This is a genomic window from Methanosphaera sp. BMS, from assembly GCF_003268005.1.
Taxonomy (GTDB): Archaea; Methanobacteriota; Methanobacteria; order Methanobacteriales; family Methanobacteriaceae; genus Methanosphaera.
On sequence record NZ_CP014213.1, the window covers coordinates 2,517,454 to 2,543,161 of the forward strand.

General features: G+C 31.5%; 17 protein-coding genes and 1 pseudogene. 3 read left to right on the forward strand and 15 right to left on the reverse strand.

Features of this window, described 5'->3' with window-relative positions; all coding sequences use genetic code 11:
- Positions 1-2: 2 nt before the first annotated feature.
- Together AW729_RS09565 and psmA are read right to left on the reverse strand one after the other, a co-directional pair.
- Positions 3-698: a ribosome assembly factor SBDS gene (locus AW729_RS09565; RefSeq protein WP_112124900.1), complete on the reverse strand. Its 696-nt coding sequence runs from the start codon at positions 696-698 to the stop codon at positions 3-5.
- Positions 699-855: 157 nt separating this feature from the next.
- Positions 856-1,749 (reverse strand): archaeal proteasome endopeptidase complex subunit alpha, encoded by an 894-nt coding sequence (psmA, locus tag AW729_RS09570; RefSeq protein WP_112124901.1) that lies wholly within the window; start codon positions 1,747-1,749, stop codon positions 856-858.
- A 670-nt stretch (positions 1,750-2,419) separates the two neighbouring features.
- Between psmA and AW729_RS09575 the strand changes: the two genes are divergently transcribed.
- Entirely contained in the window at positions 2,420-2,665 is a 246-nt protein-coding gene (locus tag AW729_RS09575; RefSeq protein WP_112124902.1) for a hypothetical protein, read from the forward strand.
- Positions 2,658-2,948 carry a type II toxin-antitoxin system RelE/ParE family toxin gene (locus tag AW729_RS09580; RefSeq protein WP_112124903.1) on the forward strand — a complete coding sequence of 97 codons (291 nt, stop codon included), beginning with the start codon at positions 2,658-2,660 and terminating at the stop codon, positions 2,946-2,948. Before AW729_RS09575 ends, AW729_RS09580 begins: the two co-directional genes overlap by 8 nt.
- A gap of 324 nt (positions 2,949-3,272) precedes the next feature.
- Here the strand turns inward: AW729_RS09580 and purB are convergent, their stop codons facing one another.
- From purB to AW729_RS09620, 7 genes are all read right to left on the reverse strand, one after another.
- Entirely contained in the window at positions 3,273-4,628 is a 1,356-nt protein-coding gene (purB, locus tag AW729_RS09590; protein ID WP_112124905.1) for an adenylosuccinate lyase, read from the reverse strand.
- A 312-nt stretch (positions 4,629-4,940) separates the two neighbouring features.
- Positions 4,941-5,294, reverse strand: coding sequence for an Rpp14/Pop5 family protein (locus AW729_RS09595; protein WP_112124906.1), 354 nt, complete (start codon positions 5,292-5,294; stop codon positions 4,941-4,943).
- Between the two features lie 12 nt (positions 5,295-5,306).
- Positions 5,307-6,008 carry an RNase P subunit p30 family protein gene (locus AW729_RS09600; protein WP_112124907.1) on the reverse strand — a complete coding sequence of 234 codons (702 nt, stop codon included), beginning with the start codon at positions 6,006-6,008 and terminating at the stop codon, positions 5,307-5,309.
- 66 nt (positions 6,009-6,074) lie between these two features.
- Positions 6,075-6,506: an RNA-binding domain-containing protein gene (locus AW729_RS09605; RefSeq protein WP_112124908.1), complete on the reverse strand. Its 432-nt coding sequence runs from the start codon at positions 6,504-6,506 to the stop codon at positions 6,075-6,077.
- On the reverse strand, positions 6,507-7,052 hold the full coding sequence (locus AW729_RS09610; protein WP_112124909.1) for a 50S ribosomal protein L15e: 546 nt from the start codon (positions 7,050-7,052) through the stop codon (positions 6,507-6,509). It lies immediately after the preceding gene.
- Between the two features lie 342 nt (positions 7,053-7,394).
- Complete coding sequence (locus AW729_RS11790) at positions 7,395-8,018, reverse strand: cytochrome c biogenesis CcdA family protein (RefSeq protein WP_112124910.1); 624 nt, start codon at positions 8,016-8,018, stop codon at positions 7,395-7,397.
- The gene (locus AW729_RS09620; RefSeq protein WP_112124911.1) at positions 8,019-8,447 is read right to left on the reverse strand and encodes a thioredoxin family protein; all 429 of its coding nucleotides are present in this window, start codon (positions 8,445-8,447) and stop codon (positions 8,019-8,021) included.
- A 149-nt stretch (positions 8,448-8,596) separates the two neighbouring features.
- Here AW729_RS09620 and AW729_RS09625 point away from each other — a divergent pair, with 149 nt between their 5' ends.
- Positions 8,597-8,914, forward strand: coding sequence for a transcription factor S (locus tag AW729_RS09625; RefSeq protein ID WP_112124912.1), 318 nt, complete (start codon positions 8,597-8,599; stop codon positions 8,912-8,914).
- Positions 8,915-10,262: 1,348 nt separating this feature from the next.
- Here AW729_RS09625 and AW729_RS09635 read toward each other — a convergent pair.
- From AW729_RS09635 to AW729_RS09660, 6 genes and pseudogenes are all read right to left on the reverse strand, one after another.
- Positions 10,263-12,176: a hypothetical protein gene (locus tag AW729_RS09635; protein WP_112124914.1), complete on the reverse strand. Its 1,914-nt coding sequence runs from the start codon at positions 12,174-12,176 to the stop codon at positions 10,263-10,265.
- Positions 12,177-12,239: 63 nt separating this feature from the next.
- Positions 12,240-13,022 (reverse strand): hypothetical protein, encoded by a 783-nt coding sequence (locus AW729_RS09640; protein WP_112124915.1) that lies wholly within the window; start codon positions 13,020-13,022, stop codon positions 12,240-12,242.
- A gap of 5 nt (positions 13,023-13,027) precedes the next feature.
- On the reverse strand, positions 13,028-14,389 hold the full coding sequence (locus AW729_RS09645) for a hypothetical protein (protein ID WP_112124916.1): 1,362 nt from the start codon (positions 14,387-14,389) through the stop codon (positions 13,028-13,030).
- Between the two features lie 377 nt (positions 14,390-14,766).
- Positions 14,767-15,402 (reverse strand): annotated as a pseudogene (locus AW729_RS09650) (chitobiase/beta-hexosaminidase C-terminal domain-containing protein); the annotation flags it as partial.
- A gap of 40 nt (positions 15,403-15,442) precedes the next feature.
- Positions 15,443-16,018, reverse strand: coding sequence for a hypothetical protein (locus AW729_RS09655; protein WP_112124918.1), 576 nt, complete (start codon positions 16,016-16,018; stop codon positions 15,443-15,445).
- The gene (locus AW729_RS09660) at positions 16,015-25,032 is read right to left on the reverse strand and encodes a right-handed parallel beta-helix repeat-containing protein (RefSeq protein ID WP_112124919.1); all 9,018 of its coding nucleotides are present in this window, start codon (positions 25,030-25,032) and stop codon (positions 16,015-16,017) included. Before AW729_RS09660 ends, AW729_RS09655 begins: the two co-directional genes overlap by 4 nt.
- Positions 25,033-25,708: the final 676 nt, after the last annotated feature.

The window sequence follows — 25,708 nt, forward strand, 5'->3', positions numbered from 1 at the left end:
ACTTAGTCGATTAGTTTTGTTTCAACTTCTCCATGTGTAAGACCACTTAGGGCAGTGTAGAATTCATCTTGAAGTCCGCCCGGAATTTCAATAACTCCTATCCAGCTACCGTCGTTCATCCATTCTTCTTTTTCAAGTTTTCCATATTGGGTTATGGTTGAATATGCTTTACCGGCATATGTACCAGGAATTTTTGCTGCGATTTTAACTTTTTCAATTCTGATAGGAATCTTTGTCAGAATAGCTTTTACAGTAGGTTCAATCTGTTCTTCAACTGATTTCATCGGATCAATATGAACCTTGGCTTCTTCCATAGCCTTTTGAATTCTCTGTGGTGGATGAGGAAGTTTTGTCTGTGGATTTATTGCTTCACGTGCAATTTGTGCAATCACCTGTTTTGTCTTTTCTTCCTGCATTTTTCTTTTTTGATTAGCGGTAATCTGAATATTACCCTTTTTAATAATCTTATCTGCTACTTCAAGTGCATCGGTTGTTTCAAAGGCTTTTTCCATAGCTTCTTCGGATGCCTTATCTGCTTTATGTGCATCTTTAAATACTTCTTCCACTGCAAGTACATCTTCAATTGCTATATCTTGACCTCTTTTATAATCTGCTGCTAGCTCCGCATCTACTAATATTTCAAATCTTTCGCCATATGACTCTAATCTTGCTATAACAGCATCATCAACATTAACCATATTATCACCTGTTATTATAATTTTAAACATTTATTTTTTTTCAAATCTTACTCATATATAAATATCTAAAACATAATTAATAAAAATAATGTCAAATAAAAAAAAATTATTAAAAGGGTATTTGGGGTGGTTAGGGGGTAAATAATAGCAGTTACATTTATTCTTCGGAAGTTTCATCAGTGTTATCGTCAGTCTTGTTTTCTTCAGTTGATGTTTCTTCTTCAGATTCTTTTTCTTCACGTTCAGCTTTTAATTGGGCTTTTCTAGCTTCTTTTTCTTCACGTTCCTCTTCAGCTTTTCTTTCAGCTTCAAGTCTTTCTTCCTCTTTTCTATCTAGAAGTTTTTTGACATATCCTTCTATTTCATCTTTTGGAAGTTTTTCATATTTGGCAGTTTCCTTGTCAATGATTGATATTTCAATGCTGTCTTCAGTAACCTTGCCACTGTTTGCTTCATATATTCCATCAATGGCTAAATCTATAGCATCTTCTATAGTAATGTCATCCTCATATTTTTCTTCAAATAGTTCTAGTGCTTTGTCTCTTCCAAGACCTATTGCTGTTGCCTTGTATTCAACTATAGCTCCACTAGGATCTGTCTCATATATTTTACATTCACCGTCGGATACTCCTCCGATGATTAATGAAATACCAAACGGTCTTACTCCACCGCTCTGGGTGTACATCTGTTCCAAGTCTCCAAGGTATTTGGCAAGTCCTGTAACAGTAATCGGTTCATGGTATCTTAACCGGTTAACCTGTGCCTGATTTCTAGCTATATCAACAAGACGTCTGGCATCGGCTACCAATCCACTGGATGCGGTTGCAATGTGTTCATCGATTTTAAAAATCTTTTCGACGGATGTTGGTTCTATGAGTTTGCTTTTGATTTTCTTATCAACTGCAAATATTACTCCATCTTTTGACTTGATACCTATTGCTGTTGTACCTCTTTTAACTGCTTCCCTTGCATATTCTATCTGGAATAAACGTCCATCAGGGCTGAATAATGTTAATGCCCTATCGTAACCTGCACTTTGGAATTGTTGCATTTTATCTACCTCTCTATTTTTTAATTTAATTAATTAGAATGTTGTTTTTTTAATTCAATTTTTTTTGTTTATATTTTTTACTTTTACATATTATATATTTGCACATACTTATTATTACCTTTTGTTATTTTTATATTTTTTGCTTTATGACAATCTTGAAATATGGTGATATGATTGAAAGTAATGTATCTCATATAATAGGGGTATTCTTGAAGTTAACATATATTGTTTTCATCTTTTCGAAGATGTCCTTCTTGAATATTAAATCTTTTAAAATAGGTATATGCTTATTTGCATAGTATTTTGGTAGAATACTTATAATCATTTTTTTGATATTATTGGGAGAATTCTAATCAGTGTAAGACATATTGTTTATGATTATTATTCATTTGAAAATAAGACTTCATTTGAAAAGGACTTTATTAATAGATGTTTTTGATAAAAAAATAATAATTATTAAGCATTTTTGGAATAATCGATAACATAATTAACTTAAATTCAATCAAACGAATGTCTGTAGAACTCATGAATACTTTTGATAAAAGACAGGATTATTTGTATTCCAAGTTATAATTTATAACTGTAATTTTTAAATTTTGATTAAATATAAATATTATAATGATTATAACAATACATAATTAATAAACTTAATTATAACAGAGGGGTTTTGATGGCTATGAAAACTATAAGAGTATCTGAAGAGATTCATACCAAACTTTCACATTTAGGTTTAAAATCTGAAACGTATAATGATATTATTGGAAGACTAATATCTGCATATGAAGAGCAATATTTAGATGATTTCACAGATGAAGAAGCTGCTTATTATAATGAAAGAATTAGGCAGTTTGAAAATGGAAATTATGATGGAACTGTTGAAGTTGATCTTGAGGCTCTAAGAAAAAAATATGATTGATAACATGAATTATAGAGTTTTTAAAGATAAAAATGTGGAAAAATTTTTGGATAAAAATTCTGATGATGTTAAATTAATTGAACGAGTAGAGAAAAAAATATTAGAATTATCTGAAAATCCATATTTATGTGCAGAAAGATCTTTTAAAAGTCGAAAATGTCCAAAATGTAAAAAAACTAGAATTGGTGATTATCGAATTATTTATCACATCTCAGATAACACTAATTTTGTTGAACTAATTGATATTGGTCTTCGAAAGAATATTTACAAAAAGTGGGATTAATTGCTTAGCTAAATTTGGATTTATATGATGAGTTAAGAAGTGAGTTTTTCAGTAATGGAGGTCATTTTCCTGATGATATTGTTGTATTGGAAGCACATAATCGGGGATTGAGGGTGGAATTAATTTTCGTTATCGGTGATGAGGCTATGTATAATGCTGTTTGCAGAACCGGTGTTTTTTCATTTACTGACTGTATATTATGCAAAGTTAATTAGCATACAGTTTTTTTTTACTTTTTTTCTAACATTTCTTTAACTTTCTGGATATTGCTACTTAAATGATAATAAATCGTTATTATGGTTAAAAAAAGGGAGGTGTGGAAGTTTACCTGTTAATAACTTCCTTAGCATTGGCAATTACATTATCAACAAATTTATCACTACTACCAAGGTAGGTGTGAGGATCTAATGTTGCATCAATTTCTTCAATGCTCATGTACTCGAGTATTTCATCTTTTTCAAGTATGATTTCCTTAAGGCCTGTGTTTCGTGCGTATGCTTCCATTGCACATCCTCTTACTAAGCTGTAGGCACTTTGTCTTCCCATGCCGCACTGTGTGAGCTTTGACATGAATCGTTCTGCCATTATAAGTCCGTTACTTGCATTGAGGTTGCGTTCGATATTGTCCTCGTAGAAGTCAAGTTTTGAGAATAACTTGATTGATAAGTTCAATATATAATCAGTCAGTATTGCTGATTCGGGTAGGATGATTCTTTCACAGGATGAATTTGTAAGGTCACGTTCATGCCATAACGGATTGTTCTGCAGTGCCGCATTAACGTATGACTTTACAACTCTTGAGACGCCGCATATTCTTTCACCAGTAATAGGGTTTCTTTTATGTGGCATGGTACTGCTTCCCATCTGTTTTTCAGGGTCGAACTTTTCACCAACTTCCATGAGTTCGGTTCTTTGAAGATTACGTACTTCTAATGCCATCTTTTCAAGACTGCTGCAGATATTTGCAAGTGTCATAACGTATTCTGCATGATTATCACGTTGAACTACCTGATTTGATATGTTTGCAGGGGTTAATCCCAGTATTTCGGATACTCTCATGTGTATGTCATATCCTACCTCTCCTAATGCCGCGGTTGTTCCGACAGCACCGGTCATCATACCGACACAGACATGCTTTTCGGTCAAGTCAAGTCTTTCGAGCTGTCTTAACAGTTCATCTATGTATATTGCGAATTTCATTGCATATGTTGTTGGAAGAGCGTGTTGACCATGTGTACGTCCTATTGTGACTGTGCTCTTATGTTCTTCTGATAGGTCAATGAGTATCTCTATGAGCCTCACAATCTTTTCGCGGATAATCTCTATTGATGCCTTAAGTTGCAGTGACTGTGACGAATCGATTATGTCATTACTTGTTGAACCGTAGTGAACGTATTCACCGGCATTGTTATCACATACTTCCTCTAGTGCCTTCATCAATGCTCCAATATCATGGTTTGTTGCACGTTCTATTTCATCTACTCTTTCTTGCTTAACATATTCTGTTGTAGCTTTCTTGTTTATTTCATCTGCAGCTTCCTTAGGGATTAATCCTATTTCTCCTTCTGCCTTAGCCAGTGCTGCTTCAACTTTCAACATATTTTGTAGTTTTGATTCTTGTTCCCATACGGCCTTCATCTCTGGAGTACCGTATCTGAATTCTATTGGATGTATTGCCATAATAATCATTTAAAATAATTTTTATAATTAAGAATATATAATTCTATTATTAAATAAATCCTTGTTTAATAATAATATAATATATGTATTTTTAACCTTTTAATTATATGTCATATTTTCAAGGTCTTGTTTCATATATTCCTGACTTTTCTAGTGGTGATGGAAGTACATTTCAATAGCTTAAAATGAGTATTTATGTATTTTTGGAGTTTAAAATTCTTGTATTTATACACTTTTGGATTATGATAAATAACATACTTAAAAAAAGTGTTGGAACTGTTTAATGTCCCGTTAAGATATTCTTCTTTTGAATTAGAATTTATCTCTAAGACTTTGAATAGTACCTGATGTGGAGAGTGAGTGTACGGTCATTTGATTTTTTCTAAAGTTTGAAATGGTATAAAAGCCCATCACGGCCTTTTTCTCATATCCCCTGTTGCATCTGACTATAATGTTGTATTCATATCTGTTGGGATTATCCACTTCTTGAAAATCGATAAGCCATAGGTTAATCATGCTGGATTCTATTTCACCGAAGGTGTTAATTGCACTGTTCCATAATATCTGTATGCATTCCTCTTTTGAGACTTCATTTTCCGCGTACAACTTAAGTGCAATGTACCTTTTTTTCTGTCTTAATGTAGGGGGCAATATCTTTAATTTCATCAAATCAAATCCTCATCTTATAATTTTCACGCCATCCACAATGCTGTCTTTTTTTGTTTGGATGTTTCTGATTATGTCCTCGACATTGGTTGTTATGGACTTTCTTATGACATTAGGGTCTGTGTCAAATAAGTTTCCCAGCATTAGCATAGCTTCCGGACTTTTCACATCATAAAAACTTTTACTTCCACTGCTTATTATTGTTCTGAATTGGTATTTTTCCTGTAGATGGAATAACTGATTTATCTGACTTAATATGCGAGCTTTGTAATATCCTCTACTTCTTAAAATGCTATTATAGTTAATATTGATGCTGATATTGTTCTCTATAAGCATTTTGGAGAGTATGTGGTTAATGCCGCTATTGTTATTGGATATGTATGGTTCATTGATAATATCGATTTGTGGCATTTGGCATGCGGTTCTGTTGATGTTGTCCTTTCCACCGTTAACCATTATGATATCACTTCTTCTATGGTATTTCAGTACGGTTTTTGTTAGCAGTTGGGGGTTGGTGTGATTTATGTAAACTCCATGGTATAAGTCTAATTTTGTTGATTCATTAATTGTATTGAATTTTTTTAATATTTCATCTTTGTTATCATCTAATGCTGTTGAATCATGGAAGATGCATGCAGCCTTAAATCCAAATTTTTCCAAAGTTTCAATAACTTCTTCATTTAATTTAATATTAAAGTCGTAAAAATTAGTCATATTGTTAGAACCTAGTGTTTAATTAAAGCGTATTTAAAAATAAAAAGAAAAATATTTTTATTAATATTATTCCAAGAAGTTAAAGATTTTCTTAGCTACAATCGTAGCATTCTTTTTGCTTACAGGATAACTTGCTATCTTTATTCTCATATGAATAGCATCACCATCATAAGTCAGTTTGAGATTTTCATCATAAGCCTCTTGTTTATCAAAACGCAGGAACAGATTACCCTTATCGTCCATACGACGACTAAGTTCATCACTTATTATCTTCTTATCCTCAGTTGATAAATTGTCATTGAGAAATTTGACGATATCCTTAGTAAATCTTTTCTTAGAAATCTTTTCGGATAAAATAAATATTTTGTTACCAAAGTGATCTTCGGTAATGGTTTTAACAGGTGAAGGTTCAGAAAAGATGTAATTAAGGGACTTAACTACATTCTCTTCCTCTTCGGTTGAATAAACAAATGTCCTGTACGAAATGTTATGGATCATCTATCTAACCTTTTCGGCACCTTTACCTTTTTTACGTAATCCTCTACCTTTTTTACCAGCACTAGTTAAGCCTCTGAATGCTCTTCTGGTGTGTTGTTTCTCACATATCCAATTGATGTTGTTATCATTGCGGATTTCAGGTCTTTGTGGGTCAACAAGAATTACTTCATAATATTTAGCTTTACCATCTTCCCAAACCCAGTAAGAGTTTAATACTTCTAAGTTAGGATATTTACGTGCTACACGTTCTTCAGCCATTCTTTGAATGGATTTTTTACCTGAGATTTTGTTTACACCCATTCTTTTTGGATCTCTACCGTTTTTAAATCTAGGTTTTCTTCTTGATCCTCTTCTTACTCTGATTCTTGCGAGTACGTATCCTGTCTTAGCTTTGTATCCTAAACGGCGTGCTCTGTCTATTCTTGTAGGTTTATCAATTCTTACAATAACAGGTTGTCTTCTCCATTTAGGTAATCTTTCCATCATAAGTTCTTTAACGTATGATTCACTTGGGTTTTTCCATGCTTCTTTCATATACTTGTACATTTAATCTACCTCATTGTTCAGCCTTCTGGCCACATTCAATTTAGTTTATTTGTGTATATTGAAGGAGTAGAGTACTGGAAAACAGTAAAACTCTTTTAAATTTCTCCTAAAATATAAAAAGCCAACGTATTGGCCTTGATATTATTTTACCGATTAAAAATTAAACTTTAATCTCAATAATAAATTATATAAAATTAGATTATATTATCGTATAATCTTTATACTATATTATTTATTGTATTCATTATATATTAAGTTATTGATTGGGGGGGGGGGGGGGTTATCTTTTTTTTGTTAGGAGTCCATCAAATGGTAAAAAATGGGATTGAGAGGAGTACAATTTTACACTAAGCCATAGATGGAACTTGTAATCAGATATATTGAAGTTATGATTATTGCAACTGCAAATATTCGTGGAATGATTTTAGTTTTTGAAATGAATCCTTCAAGATTGATTTTGGATAAAAGAACGCCAATGATTGTCATGGATAACATAAATCCCAGGGAATACAATACTATATTGAACACGGCATATGATGAATTGGCCGTTGCTGCAAGTAATGAGATTAATGAGATCAGATATGCACCGTAACAGGGAGTCCATGAAACGGAGGTCACCAGCCCCAACAGAAACGCATTTACAGTACTGTTTTTATACTTTTTCGGCTTCAATGAAGTTAGAGTGATCGAAGAGTCTTTTAATATAAGTATTCCAACAAACAGGAGTATTACTGAAGAAACGATTCTAAGATAACTGATATAAGCATAGGTTATGGCCGTGAAAAAAGCCGTAAAAAATATTGCAATGACAAATACGCTAATAAATCCACATATAAATGATACGGATTCCATTTTTCTTCCACAGTTAAGACAGACTGCAACAAATACTGGTAAAACAGGCAGTATGCACGGGGATATTACAGATATTGCCCCAGTTAAAAATGAAAAGATGGGAAGAATCTCCATTCATATCCCCTTTAGTTTCTCCAGAAATTCATCCGGCGGAAGATAGCCTTCATGTCTTTCAACTTCATTGCCGTTGGTGTCTAAAAATATGACCGTTGGCGTACCGTATACCGAATACTTTGAAGCGACTTCCGGATTTCTGTTGATGTTTACTATGACGGTTATGTAGTTGGAATTGAGCTTTTCAACAACTTCTTCATTGTCCAGAGTGTTTCTTTTGAAGGCTTCACACCATGAACATGATTTCTGGTCAAAAAGTAGTACGATACTTTTGTTTTCAATTTTTGCATTTTCCAACGCCTGCGTGTAATTATCACTGGCGTTTAGTAAATTATGAGTATCACCTTCACTGGAAACGGCGTTGACTGATATGATTGTCGTTATGATAAGTATAAGCATTACCATATTTTTCATCAAGTTCCTTCTCATAAATATCCCCTTTTATTTATGTTATTTATCCCTTTTTGATATGTTTAGCTAAATTATCTAATCATTAATTTGATTTTCCTAAATTATATATTTTAATAATGACAAAGATTTTCTTAGATTTTATTATATTGATTGTTTAGAGGTTTCAAATGGAGTTCTGTCCCAAATGTGGAAAGGTATTAATTCCACACAATAGAATATTAAAATGTTCGCTATGCGGTTATACAAAAAAACTCAATGATGAGGATAGCAAGGATTACATATTATCTCATGATGTATCCGATAAGCGGAAAGTCATAATATCTGGAGATAAGGTAAATGCCATGCCGACGACGAGGGGATTATGCTATCGCTGCGGCAACCGCCAACTGGAGTGGTGGATGGTGCAGATGCACAGAAGTGATGAGGCAGAAACCAGATTCTATCGCTGTACAAAATGCGGAAATACGTGGCGAAGATCAAATTGAACGGTATGTGGAGAATATTTCCAAAATTAGTTATCCAGTCAATTTAATCTCTAAAATAAATAATCGGAATCTAATAGTTATTGTTAGGGGTTTAATTGTTTTTTTTACTTCAATCTAATGTTTGGTGGATTGTTGAAAAATTAGTCCATACCATGTTTTTCTTCACTATTTCTCTTTGTATCCTAGCTTTTTTGTGTTTTTTTAATATTACTTTTAGTCGTTTAGGGGTTTCGTATCTTATTTTTAAGAATCAGGTTATGGTTGTTTTGTAGTATAATTCTACGGTGGTGTTGAGTTTGCCATTTCTTTTTCATATGACACTGGCAGTTTTTCAAAGTTGTTATCTATTTTTTGGTCATCGTAGATATATTTACGGTAGAATGTTTGTCTTGTTTTTAAATATGTTAATTGTCTTTGTGCTTCTTTATTATCTTCTGATTTAATTGTATCTGAAATTTTAATAGATATTCGAGAGTATTTTGAAGTCTTGAATAATCATATCATTTCAAGTTTTAATCCATTAAAACATTATAATACGTAATTTAAATCAATATAATTTTCCTCAAAACACCCTCATTAATTTTTAATTTAATCATGATTATTATCCATCATTGTGGATTAAAGTATTATTTTTGATGATACTTATTATTCTAAGATTTTCTAGTCATAGTAAGATATGATTGGTATAATTTTTGAAAATTCACTATTGTATTTAATTATTAATCCGTAAAATATTTGGAATGTAGCAAATGAAGACAAATAGAATTTTATTGCCAATACAATTATCAATGAAATGCCCTCCAATAAAACGGAAATATATATCATACACACCATTATGCAAGTAAATAACAAACCCTCTCTGTATTTTCCAATGAATATAAATGGGATAATAACTAAAATTATCCTAATAATTACTAAAAACAAAATATTCATTTACTACTGTCATAATTATATCAGTTAACATAAATGAAAAGAAAATTAAGAAGATTAATTTTTCATTAAATAATTCCATAATTAGATAATCATGATAGTTAGTATCACCTCCAAAAAATCTATTTAGAAAACTAACAATTTTCTTACCATATATCCTGTTTAATACATAATAACTATAAAACAGTAACAGATTAAAAATACAAGGGGGTAAATGTTGATTAAACCCAGTATATCCAAAAAATGAAGCACAAATATCTAGGGGAATACAAGCCAACAAGACTAGTAATAAATCATTAAATTTCAAATTAAGAGTTTCATTTTTGATTTTTAATTTTAAATTCATAATAACACCAAATAGAAAACTTTATTAAATATTTATTCAACTCATCAAACAATATTATTTAAAAAAAATAAATTAAGCCGGATTTCTTATAGGCAATCCCCATAAAAAATCCCATACATTATCATAATCTTTAATATACTCTACTTCATCGGGAGTTGGATTATGCATACCTGTATTGTCCACGATAACAATATCTGATTTATCTAATTTACCCCAAGTAGTCAATTTAATTCTCATGATTCTTTCATTTTCCATCCTAAAATCATGTTTAACTAATTCAACTGAGGAATAATCGTAATAATTCATTGAAATGGATGCATAACCATCCCAATAATCATATTTTTCAATTTCATCAACTTTCATATTCTCTGGACTATACTTGTCCTGATCTTCCAAGGTATGCCAATGACATATTCGTCCTATAATACAAGCTTCTATAAATGTTACAACTGTTGATTCAGCAAATGTCATTCCACTACTTATTATTATTTCACATGGTTCATCAATATAATTTATAATTTGAGCTAAATACTCCACATTATAACCTTGTTTAACTAAAATTGATACTATAACTCCGGGACCTATAAATTGTCGAAGATTATATTTGTCAATTCTATTTAAAAACATATCAGTCATTTGATATAAACACATGTATCTATATCTTGTTATTCCAGGTGTATGTAATTCATCTAATAATAAACCACCACTTAGTGATGTTCCATAAACATTATTAGTCCAATTGGCATTGTTTTCATTTATTTCTTTTAGGAATAAGCATGCTTCACATTCTCTATTACTGGCATGGAACAGATCATCATCTATTAATGAACCATCACTAACAAGACCAGTTGACATATCAACGGATATGAAAACATTATTTAATGAATCTATAATAAAATAATTATTTCCTATGTGTCCTGTTATCAGATTATCTTTATTTTCAGCAAAGTTAGTGAATATGATTTCTAGAGTTGATTTGGTTTTGTCTGGTCCTGTTTTGTTTCTTAGTATATTTATTACATCTGCTTCTATAACATTTAGCATTGAAGTTGTTGTAAATTTGTATATCCATTTGTTTATTGTTTCTCCTTGAATTTGCATTCCCATATCTGGGTTGAATGAGTGGATAATTATTTTGGATGCATTTACATAGCAAGTTGTGGTAATTGTGCTTGTACGGTTATATGTGACATTGTAGTAGTCTTGGTATTCATTTGCTATTGAATCGAAGAAATATGCGACGAATAATGATGCTAAGTATGTGTTTTGAATCGGTATTGAGTAATTCGTGTTTAGTGCTTCTTCAATGTCACCTGTTGTGGTGACTTTATTGGTTATGGTGTATGTTTCTATTGCACCGGTATACTGATATGTCATGTTTTGTAGTTGTTCTAGTGTTTGGTTGTGTGTTTGTTGTATGCTTAGTATGTCTTCGTAGTCTTTGTGTGAGAGTGCAAATGATCGGTTGGTGTTTTTGTCGTTGATTGTGACGCTTGTCTTTATTATGTTGGGATTGTATATGAAGTTATCGAATACCGGTTCACCGTCAACTGTAAATATATCTTTGTTGTTTCGGGTATATTTGATTGTTGGTATATTGTTAGTGGTTATTTGATTGTAGGTACTTGTTGTTATGTCTTCTGTGTACTGGTATTGTCTTGCCAGCTGATATCTTACTGCCAGGTCACTAAAGGTATCGGTTATGCTTTCTAATGGTAGTGTGTTAGTCTCTATCATTGCAGTGTAGTTGTTGTTTTTGTTGAAGTCTATGCAGTCGACCAGTAATATCTGATTGGTGTTGTGGTTGTATCTTGTCGTGTATTCTACCGTGAATTGGTTGATGTTTTCTCGTGTTTTGTCATGGTATTCTATGATTGTTGTCTGGTTTTCTGTGTAGATGAGTATTCCATCTTTTTTCTGTGGATTTGCGTGGTTTGTTGTCTGTAATTGTCCATCAAATGATATGAGGTAGTCATTTAGTTGCATGTTGTATTTATCATTTGTTACTCCGTTTATGAAGTTGTATGTCTGATTTGCTAGGACAATATTTTACTTTGATATTAAAATGTAAAAAAGTAGACTTATCACAAGAAAATACCATAGTATTTTACCATAGAAAACCAAATCAGTCATGACAGATAAATGAAGATTATCCAATGTGATTAATAATAACATGAATAGACAAATAAAAACAAACAGTACATCTATTTTTGACAATAGAGGAAGTTTATCATTATTTTTTAATGATAATGCACATTCATAAGTATCATTAACAGTAAAAACATAATATATTACTGGTGTTATAGCAAAGAAAGGATAATTCCAGAAATAAAATACTATGTCAGATATGTTTAATGTTAAAGGATAAGCAGATATTGTTATCAAGTTTAAAATAGTTAATAGTAAACCAAGAATAACCTGAATCATGAAACGCTTATATAATTTAAGATATAAATTTCCTAATGAAAATAATCCTAAAAAACCACCAAATACACTTAATAAAACTCCATACAATATTTTTTTATCTTTTAATGCAATATAAACATTTTTAATATTTTTTCTTATGAAGAAATTAACGATTTTATATTTAAAATAATCACCAGCTCTTGAATCATTACGAGGGGTTCTGAGATTTATAATGTAAAGTATTATCACCATCCATAATAAAATACCAAAAAAAGAATAGTAATAAAAAGTAATTTCTTTAGAAATTAATACATTATAAGATAATCCAAAGATTAATTGGATAAATAAACCAAATAAATTGTAAGATGTATAACCTAATATTATTACATATACAATTGATAATTCAAATAAATCAGAAAACTTCATATCTTTCACCCCATAATCATATTACTAATTTGACTGAACAAAGAATCCCCTTCGAAATAAGTATATGATTCTTCCGGAGATAATTTAGTAACTTCTCCTGATGTCTGATTTACAATAAATGCACTATTTCTATCATAATTACCAAAGGCACTAGGATGAAATATATTCTTATTAAATCTTATAGCAACATAACTATGCTGATTACTTTTAATTTCTTCTTCAGTTGGAGGTAAATCATAATGATAATAACCATCCATCAACGATGGAACAACTGGATTTATTTTGATATAAAATGGATAATTTTTCTTTAAATAACCATATAATTGGTAAGTTAAGTAAATTATAGGAGTTGATATTTTCCAATCTTCAATATATCCTTTTTCAAATAATTGATATGAGGACTCAGACACAAATGGAACAGTATGTTCCAAAAGAGAATATTCAACATCTTCCAATTTATCATAAATATTACAATAACCTGCATCTTTATAAGTCCAACTCTCTTCACCATTTAATTGCTTAACAAGTGATTGGTAATGCAAATCATAAAAAGTCTCTAAAATTGAATCACAAACTGTTAGAATAAAAGGTAATTTTTTAAGCATTTCGAAACCCATAATACGTAACTCATTAATATTATATATTAATTTTCCTGAAGATACAAGGCTTTCAAGTGAATGATCATCAGAATAATTATAATTGTTTGTATTTACATTTAGTGTGCCCTGCATTAGATATGTATTTGTCATGAACATGCAATTTGGACATTCTTCATAGGATTCATGTCCATACTCATTGTATTCATCGAAAACATAATCTGTTATAAGACCTGTTTCCAAGTCAATACTTAAAGCCATTTGATCTTCCTCATCATAAACTATTATTAAATTATCTAAAGAAACATAACTTACATTATAACTTTGTATTTTATTTGCAATAATAGAAATGGTTGAATTAACTCTTCGATTTCCAGTTCTGTTACGTATGATATTTATCAATTCAGACTCAATAATACTCAATTTGCTACTGGTTTCTAAACGGAAACATACTTTATTGATTACTCGTCCACTAACGACCACTCCCATGTCTGGATTGTATGAATTAATTATTATCTTAGAAGCATTAATAAAACATTTCATAGTAATAAACGATGTTCTATTCCAAATAACACCATAATCTTCTTTTTTACTATCGGAATATTCATCATAAAACTCGATTGTTTTAAGTGAAATTAAAAACGTTGTATAAGACAATAAATCGCCCTCAAATTCCTGATAATCATTAAAACGGTCAACCCATTTATCATAATTAATTATTTGCTTTACTATGGCATAACTTTCTATTGCACCGGTATACTGATATGTCATGTTTTGTAGTTGTTCTAGTGTTTGGTTGTGTGTTTGTTGTATGCTTAGTATGTCTTCGTAGTCTTTGTGTGAGAGTGCAAATGATCGGTTGGTGTTTTTGTCGTTGATTGTGACGCTTGTCTTTATTATGTTGGGATTGTATATGAAGTTATCGAATACCGGTTCACCGTCAACTGTAAATATATCTTTGTTGTTTCGGGTATATTTGATTGTTGGTATATTGTTAGTGGTTATTTGATTGTAGGTACTTGTTGTTATGTCTTCTGTGTACTGGTATTGTCTTGATGGTTGGTATCTGACTGCTATGTCACTAAGGGTATCTGTTATAGTCTCTAGTGGTAGGGTGTTTGTTTCTACTAGTGCTTTGTAGTTGTTGTTTAGGTTGAAGTCTTGCAGTCAACAAGTAATACGGTGTTTGTATTGTAGTTGTATCTTGTATCATATTCTACAGTGAATTGATTAATGTCTAGCTGTGTTTTGTCGTGGTATTCCAGTATTGTGGTATTGTTTTCGGTGTATATTAGTATTCCATCCTTTTTGGGTGGATTGCTATGGTTTGTAACTGTTACTTGTCCGTCAAATGTTAAGTGGTAATCGTTTGATTGTATGTTGTATATTCCCTCTATCTGACCGTTAACGAAGTTATAGGTTTGGTTAGCTATGATGATGTTTACTGTACGTACAAACGGTAGCATTACTGTACCATTTTCTCCTTCTGTTATTATGTATTCATCAAGTGTATTGTTGTATCCTGTTACCTGAGGTAGTGTTATGTTATGGTAGTTTGCCAGTCGTATAGTGTAGTTTATCGGCACATACTCCGTTAGGTCATTAAGTGTGGTGTAGTTGTAGTAGTGCTTGTAATTGTTCTGATCAATTAACAACAGGTTGAGTACTGTGTTGTTGTGCAGTATGATTTCATCATCAGTATATTTATAGCTATCCATGGTTGGTATTGTTCTGTCTATAGTGTAGTAGATTGTATGATTGTTGTTTGTCTGCAGCACTATCTTATGTGTGTTGTAGTTGTCGAGTTCTTTCCTAACCTATGTATCAATTATCAATTCTAACACCTAAAAATAAGGGGTAATTGTTTCCCTTATATTTGGCTAAAGCACAAGCATAAACATCGTAAATAGTATATATTGCATAAATAAATATTAACAAACTCATATTCCATAAAGGTGTATTGAAATAGTAGTCATTAACGATATTCCAACGAGTTATTATTAAATAAAAATGCATGCTTCCTAATAATAATCCAATGATAAATTGAATTAAAAACCTAGTATATAATTTATTATAATAATTTCCCAGACCCATTATAAATAAACCTGAAAATACTATGGAAATTATACTAGGAATCAGTAGATTATATTTTAAATCAAAAGGAATCCTGTAATAAAAATGTTCAACTAAAATAAAAAATAAAAAAATTGTAAGGAGGAAAGGGATATATCTTCCTTGTAAAATAAATACTCCCCAAATTTTAACAAAGAAACTTGGTAATATATCAAATAACTCCTTTGCATTTGTATAATTATAGGATAAATCTATTACTCTAATAGTCAAAGCATATAAACATCCTAAAAAAATTACTTTATATGAAATTCCTAAAGTATTATTCATCTCATGAAACCTCCCATATAATAATCTAAAACAGAATCATATCTTCCATTATAATAATCAAATTCATCTTCAGTCAAGTTCCTTCTTCTATTAGCATCAACCACATACATATCTGAATAATCTAAATTTCCCCTACGACCAATTTTAATTACGATTACTTTGTGATTATCATGTAATTCTTGAGGATTATTATATGTAATATTGTGGTACTCATCATATCTATTCATACTTAAAGTTAAATAGCCATCAGTAATGGCGTAATATTCCATATTGTTGCTTGTAACTTCTTCATCCTTCATTTTTTGTTGATTATCAATTTTTATCCAATGATTGGTAACAGTTGTTATACTTTCATAAATTAAAACGAAAGGCAGCAATTTATATGGAAATGCCAAAGTAAATTTATCTAATTTATATTTATCTGCCATGTCATTCATTGATTTTAATGCATTGTATTCATCAATGTTTTTATCATAAAAACAACTAAATAACTGATGATTATATCCTGGTTGGTATAACTCCCCATAAATATTATTTAAAAGAGGAGTTTGTGTTTCTTCACCCCACATTTCATACATTTCTTGGTTAATTTCATTCACGAATTCACATGCTGAGCATTCTCTTTGGCTTGAATGTAGTAATGTGTCTTCTATTTTGCTGTTGTCTGTTAGTTGTCCCGTGTTAATGTTTAAATATATTGAAATGTTTTTTATTGGATCTATTATGAAGTAGTACTCGTTTATTCTTCCGGTTAATATTTGGTCATTGTTTATGCTTTCTGTTATTTCCTCTAGTGTTGATTTGGTTTTGTCTGGTCCTGTTTTGTTTCGTAGTATGTTTATCACATCTGCTTCTATTACGTTTAGCATGGATGTAGTTGTAAACTTGTATAGCAATTTGTTTGTTGAGTCTCCTTGTATTTGCATTCCCATTTCCGGATTGAATGAGTGAATGATTATCTTTGAAGCATTCACATAGCATGCTGTAGTTATAGTACTGGTACGATTGTATGTGACAGTATAACAGTCTTCACATTCATTAGCTATTGAGTCAAAGAAATATGTTACGAATAATGATGCGAGGTAGGTGTTCTGTATGTTAGGGGTATAGTTTGTGTTTAGTGCTTCTTCAATATCCTCGATTGTTGTGATTTTGTTTGTTATTGTGTATGTTTCTATTGCTCCTGTGTACTGGTATGTCATGTTTTGTAGTTCTTCTACAAGTTGATTGTGTGGAAGGTTTTGTCGTAGTATGTCTTCGTAGTCTTTGTGTGATAGTGCAAATGTCCTGTTTGTGTTTTTATCGTTTATTGTCACGCTAGTTTTTATGGTATTGGGACTGTCTATGAAGTTATCGAATACTGCATCACCGTTAGTTATAAATATAGTTTTGTTGTTTGTGGTATATTTAATCGTTGGTATGTTGTTGTTTGTTATCTGATTGTAGGTGCTTGTTGTTATGTCTCCTGTGTACTGGTATTGTCTTGCCAGCTGGTATCTTACTGCCAGGTCACTAAAGGTATCGGTTATGCTTTCTAATGGCAGTGTGTTAGTCTCTATCATTGCAGTGTAGTTGTTGTTTTTGTTGAAGTCTATGCAGTCGACCAGTAATATCTGATTGTTGTTGTGGTTGTATCTTGTCGTGTATTCTACCGTGAATTGGTTGATGTTTTCTCGTGTTTTGTCATGGTATTCTATGATTGTTGTCTGGTTTTCTGTGTAGATGAGTATTCCATCTTTTTTCTGTGGATTTGCGTGGTTTGTTGTCTGCAATTGCCCATCAAATGATATGAGGTAGTCATTTAGTTGCATATTGCATGTCTCTTCTATTTCTCCGTTTACGAAGTTGTACGTCTGATTTGCTAGGACAATATTTACTATACGTATAAACGGTAGCATTACTGTTCCGTTAACTCCTTCTTCTATTATGTATTCGTCCAGTGTGTTGTTGTATCGTGTTACCTGTGGTAGTGTTATGTTGTGGTAGTTTGCCAGTTCTATTGTGTAGTTTATTGGAGCATACTCTGTCAGTTCATTGTCTGTTGTGTAGTTGTAGTAGTGTTTGTGGTTGTTCTGGTCTACCAGGAGTATGTTGAGTACTGTTTTGTTGTGTAGTATTATTTTAGTATGATTGTATTTGTGGCTGTTGGTGGTTGCTATCGTACCGTCTATTGTATAGTAGATTGTGTGATTGTTGTTTCTTTGAAGCATTATTTTATACGTGTTATAGTTGTTGTTTTCTTTCTGTATTGTAATATTTACCGGGCTAACCTCATTTCGTGGTGTTCTATAAGTATAAACTGGTGATGATTGATTGTATTGGTTTATCACATAGTATTTTAGTTGTGTTAGGTTATTTAATGTCAGTATGCTAGTGCTATTGGCTTGTCTTAGATTTGTCGTATTCAATGGATCTGATCCATCCCTTGTATAATATATCACAGCATCTTCATCATCACAAACAAATGACACATTCTGATAGCCATCTGTATAAGTAGTTATTGGCTTTACAATAATCAATGGTTTGTTGATGTCAACTATCCTTATACTTTTGGATACTGTTTCTCCACTTGTTGTTGTTAATGTTATATGTACTGTACTGTTTTCGTTTAGTGTTAGTATTGTTTTTGGCATGTATGTTTGTGGTGTGTTGTTGTCTACTTGGTATTGTATTGTTCCTGTCTTGTTGGCCATTATTAACAAATTATATGTGGAATCAAAGTTTTTGTTTAGTGTTGTGTATATTTCTGGGGTTCTGTTATCTGTATCATGACCCATACAAAAGAAATAATCGTGAGATGAAATATAATCCGTAATGATTATAATTCCATTTGCTTGATAGTAATATGTATCACTTACTATATTGTTGTGTATGTAAAAATACTTTAGAATGTATGATTTTAGGTATATTGTTGTTGTATAACTATTATTTTGAGTAGTATTTGTTGGATGTAATCTTAAAGTTACAACAGAGCTATTTGTGAAACTACCGTTTGCCGTTGTTGGTGGTTGTCCATTAGTTGAGTAATATACAGTATAGTCCTCCGGTGCTGATAAATTAAGTTCAATCGTTTTAATATTGCCCATAAGATTACTATTAATGACATTAATGTTCACAACATTATCATCTGTATATTCATATTCACCATATAAAGGATAATAATAGTCATAAGTCAAATTACTATAATAATCCATAGAATCATTATATATTGTGAATACTGTTTTATATCGTATGCTATTATACCAGCTTGTTTGCCCTATCACTAATTCCAGGTTATATTCTCCAGGACTCCAAGTATATGGAATACTTTGATTTAGAATAACAGTACCATTTGTTACTGTATGTGTTGCTGTGGTTATTCCATTAATCTTAATTGCTACTTGTTCTCCATCAACATTGATATCATCAATGGATTTGACACTGGCATTAAGGTATAAACTTTTATTATAAAAAGCATATACTTCACATATGTCTATTTTTATGTCTTTCCTGATAAAGGAGATATTATAGTCCTCTTCTACTCTTGCCATACTGGAAGTATAGACAACCTGTAGGGGATGCTCGCCGAGAGTATATGAGGAATTAAATGTATAATTTACTATTACTTCACCGTGAACTACACTGGCATAGATAACATGACCATTATCGTCTTTCAATGTTTTACCATTAACCTTTATAACAACTTTACCCATATTAACCCCAATTCCATCATCATGATACACAAGCACATGAATTTTATTGTTCATGCCACGAACAAATGTATCATTAAGCAAGTGTACAATAATAGTATCATTAATCTCTGAAAGATTATCATCAATTACTGTTATAGGGGTAGTGTAATTTATCTCCAAATCATTGTTTATTATCTCAAGATTGTGCTGTCCTACTTCCAACACACCCGCATTAACTAGCATTAATCCACTGTTATCAGTACTCACGGTGTATTGTGTGTTGTCCAGTGTCATGTTAAACTGTGTTTGCATTACCGGGTTACCGGTATTGTCTGTTATTATTATATTATATGTGTCTGTTTTATTGTAGACATGTGTGGTTGGTGTTATGTTAATCTGGTAGTTGCCGTGTATTGTGTTGTTGGTGTATAGTTTTAGTGATGCAAGGTGGATGTGGTTATCTGTAAATTGCGGATAATCATGGAGGTTTATCCAGTTTATTCCATCACTGCTTACAAGTGAAGCATTCCTGCTTGTATTGTACGTTTTATAGGCTTTTTCTATCATGTAACCAGTCACATTCTCCTCAAGAGATGTGACCTTAACTACCACATTCAAGGTATCATTCTTTTCTAGCATTATGCATTTATTCAACGCTATGGTAATATAACCAATTGAATTAATTGTATTGTTTTGTGTGTATTCGAGGTGATTGTTACGGTAGATGTTTATAGTGTAATTGGATTTGTTGAGGTTGTATATTCCCACGGCGGTTAAATATCCCTCTCCGGTCATATTGTAAGTGTTGTTTATCCATAAGTCCTGTGAATCCAGTGTTGCGTATCCGTCATATGGGAGTATTCCATTTTGAATAACATTATCATAACATTTAGCTGTATTTATTGGAAATGCTATGTTGTTAATAAATAAACCATCCATTGTGTTGTTGTTTGTGGTGTATAGTCCTGCAAAGTTGTAATCATAATATGAAACGTGATACGTATCATTAAATATGCTGTCTGTTACAATGAATGCTCCATCACCCACGGGAATGTTTTCAAAGTTATACCTGCTGTAATTGTCATCCCATCCGATTACTGCGACTGCATGATTCGGAAGATGGAACTCATCATCATGGATGTCACTAATCTCAGTTGTTTCTTCATTTATGTGAAGGGTGGATACTACAGCACCATATTGATATATGGCTTTTTTAAGTTCCATGTTGTCACTTGTGTTTTGTCTGTTGGAAATAAATAGCACATCATTTACATTATAATCACTGTTTTGATTTACGGATAATTGACTGTACATCCAGTAATGATCATTGTATTCATATACCGGGCCAAGTCTGCTTACAAGATATCCCACACTGCTGACTATATCACATCCCGTGTTAGGTGTCCTGTCGGATTTGAAGATAGCATTTGTTGAAAGGAGGTTTTTCATGTTATTTTCTGAAAAATCACATGTAATGTTACTTTGTTTATTGAGTGAATATTCAAGGCAGTCAAGTACGGAAAACGCCCAACAGTTGCCACTGTCTCCCTGATTTTCAAAATCAACCATCACACCATCATCTCTTATATCATAACTAGTGGGTAGTGTAATATTCTCCAAGTTATAATCTATGTTCAAGTCATCCACATCAACTACATGGGTAGTGTTGGATTCAACAAAGAATGTGATGTTTTTACTGGTTAATTCCTTAAGATTTGTATCCCTGCAACTTAATTTAATATTGTATAATCCATGATAACTGGATGGAACATTATAATTTAACAGGTATTTTTCATTACTTACTTTAAAAGTACCAATATATGTATTGTTGATATATGCACGTACTTTACGGTTACTTATGAATGTATTGTCCTCTTTCAGTATTTTCACGACAAACTGTATCTTTTCGTTAGGTATGGCTCTTTGAGGTATAGAAACAATGTAAATCTCCTCTGGTGATATGATCTTAACAGTTTTAAATATATTCAAATCTGTTTCAACATCATTACTGTCAATATAAGTGGCTTTAATTACTATTGAACCAACACTACCTTCAGTTATTGTAAGATTATATGCAAAAAATCCATCAGTACAGGCAATAACACTTTCCAATGTGTCGTTTATTTCTAATCTAACAGAACCTTCAGTTACATTTTCATTATACTGATTTTGAATACTTATATTAACAGCTATCGTTCGGTTATTTTTAACAGTACCCGGTACTGTCAGATAAATATTATACTCATCTGTAGAATTAACCGTTGTTATACTGTTAGGTATATTATTACCTGTTCTGGTGTTGAAATCCGGCTGATTACTGCCCCAGTAATTGGATTCAATAGAATACAAGCCCATATCATTCAAATCAATGTTATCACCGATGAAAGTATTGGATTCTACCAACAAATTACTTTCAAATAGGTAAACAGATGAAGTGTCACATTGGCTGTTATCAAAGAGGTTGTCTTTTATACTGCCAATTGGACTTGACAAAACACATAGCGAGGAAGCGTTATCTGCCGTATTGCCTGTTATGGTATTGTTCACAAGTACGACGGGTGAATTAATCACATATACAGCTCCTCCACATTTGTCGGCACTATTATCGGTTAATATTGTGTTTCTAATTGTCAAATCATTAGAGCCTGCCTGTGTGATAGCACCACCTACTAATGCACTATTATTACTTAACTGTGAATTATATATAAAGAGTGTACTCTCATCAGAGTATACTGCACCTCCTACTCCAGTATTTGCATTATTATCCTCAAATACTGTATTGTTGATTAGTATTAATGAATCTTTGGAGTAGATACAGGATGCATGAACAGATGCCGTGTTATTGGTGTAAGTATCATTGTTTATTTCCACTACACTGCCGTTTATATAAATACAAGCACCCAGTTGAGTCATATTACTGGTTGTGTAGTTACCGGTTAATGTCTGTATTAAACGAACGGGATTATTCAATCCATTACCTGTAAATGTATTGTTTTCCAATATGGTTCGTGAATTATTAATATAAACTGCTCCACCAACCTCAGCATTATTGCAAGTAAAAACATTACCTGTAAGGGTAACATTATCTGTACCGGTTACTTGTATTGCAGAGCCACTTACAGGAGAATAACTGTTATTAAAGGTATTGTTTGTTATATTTGAACTTCCATCCGTTGCATATATACCTGCTGCCTGCCCGGCTAGATTTTCATAAATAGTATTGCCCGTTAAAGTCATCTCTGCATCATTATAGATAAATCCGCCCAAATCATTTGCAGTATTGTTTCTTATATAATTATTAGTAAATATGGTTTTATTCACATTCATTATGACACCTGCCTGAAGGCTAGCAGAATTATCTTCAAAAGAATTATTTGTAGCATTGAATAGTCCACTGTTATATACTACTGCTGCCATTAACTGTGCATAATTGGAACTGTAAGTACTGTTAAGGGTATTTGTTATTCCTTCATTGTAGATTACTCCACCAATTCCGGTTAATTTAATATTTTCATCTGATACTGTCTGATTGACCACGGTAATCTTAGCCTGGTTATCCGTGAAATTGGAATTTGAAATTATTGTTGAATCAGTATTGTATAGTACTCCACCATAACCACCATAAATAATATGATTGATGATATTTGTCTGTGAATCAATAATAAAATCAACATTATTGCCCGTGAATGTGGAATAGTCTATTGTCAGTGTTTTATCGTTATATAATACCCCGGCAAGAATACTACCACTATTATTTTCAAAGACACTGCCATTGATATATGTGATGTTGTTGTTGAATAAAACTCCGGCATTATCGGCGAAGTTATCCATATAAATATCATCAGTTATGTTTAATAATCCATAATTAACATGTATTCCTGCACCAATAGCGGTATTGTTATAATATGAATTGTTATAGGAGGTTATTGTACCGTAATTGTTAATCACAGATGCAATATTTGTGGCGGTATTATTATAGATTGTATTATTGTTTAAGGTAATGTTTCCTTCATTATTATAAATTACAGACCCGTTGGCTGCACTGTTATATTTAATGGAATTGTCGGTTAAATTACTAAAGCAATTAGAGTATACAACACCACCAAAGTTGTTGGCTTGATTATTTTTGATTGAGTTCTTGATTAAAGATAAGTTTCCTTTATTATACACTGCACCACCATTATTGGCTGTATTGTTATGTAAATTGGTGTTTTTAATGGTTAGAGTGGCATCTTCATAATTGTAAACAGTACCACCGTTTATTCTGGCAATATTATCATAGATACTAGCATTAATAGTGGATACTGTTGCATTATTAAATATAACTCCACCATTATCAGCAATATTATTGTAAATGGTGTCATTGACAATAGTTAAGTTGTACTTTTGATTGTATGCAAATGCACCATTGCTACTGGCACTATTATAACGAATAGAATTATTATACGACTCTAGAATACCCTTAGAATGAATCACTCCACCATTACCTGTGAGTGCTTCATTATGATGAAAAGAACTTTTAAACAAAATAGCCCTACCACTATTTCTAATAGCACCACCAAAATCAGCATAATTATACATTACCTGAGAATTTTTAATATATAAATAACCCTCATTAAAAATAGCACCACCAGCATATGCAGTATTATTGACGATTACAGAATCATAAATATTTAAAGTTCCATTATTGTCAATAGCTCCACCATTGGATGCACTGTTCATATTCTGTATGGTGATGTTATTCAAAGTCAAGGTATATCCATATTTTATTGTTAAAAAATGTTCGGTATCTTCGCCGGTTATTGCATGACCCATAGCATTGATTGTCACATTAGTAATACTTTGATCTGTGCCAAACACAATAGGCTGTGTGACAGTGTATATACTAGATCCGCTAAGTGTTATGACAGCACTATCATGATTAGTATCCAAATCATCAAAAGCATCAAGCAATTGTTCATAATTTAAAACAGTCACATATTTAATGTTATCAGATGAATCGGGATTGCTTTGAATGCCTGCATCAATTCCTCCATTGAGATTAACTGGATTGATGTTGATACTTGACTCTTCCAAGTCATCATCTTGAACGGTATCCAAGTTAAATGAATCATTGAATACTGCATCGGAATCGGGAACATCATCAATAAAATCATCCACAAAATCATCATCCTGACTAAATGAGTAAAAATCAAACTCATCATGCAAAGAATTAGAGTTAATAGCAGACACGTCAACATCTGTATAACTAATTGAATCGTTTCCCATAAAACAATCGTTTGCAGAAACAACAGATAATGATAATAACACAAATAATATCATTACCATTATTACTTTTCGCATAAAAACATATTCCTCCTTGATAATTTATAATTTTATTTTTAGTCATTAGTTAAGTAATTCTAAAATCGAGTATCCTATTTCAAATAGTTTGAATATTTAAAATAAAGTGTTACATTATTATTTGCTTACATATAATATTGAACGTATTGTTTAAACATCAACATATATCAACAAAAAAAAACAAAAAATTATCAATACAATATTGAAAAATATAAACAAATAATCCTTCAACAACAATTCGAACCAAAATACAATAATCACTTAACAAATAAACATATATTCATCATTATATATAAAGATTACATTATTTAAACAAACAATAACTAAAAACAACAAATATTAAAAAGCATATAACCATTTAATTGGATTTAAATATTAAAACTATTATTATAAAACCATATCCAAATAATAATTTGTCTACTAAAAAATAATCATCATAATCAAAGTATTAAAAAAAATATGCTAAAGTAAAAACAATGACCATTTAATAAATATAAACAATTAAGACATCTTGGAATGAATATTCTAAAAAACAGATAAAAAAATGCAAGGGGAAACCACTTAACATGGAAAATATGATTTAATGAGGGGAGTTCGCCAAAATTAATTTTACACTGGAAATGGTACAACTTCAAATTTTTTAAATTCAATTATTTTTAGAATTACATTATTTTTA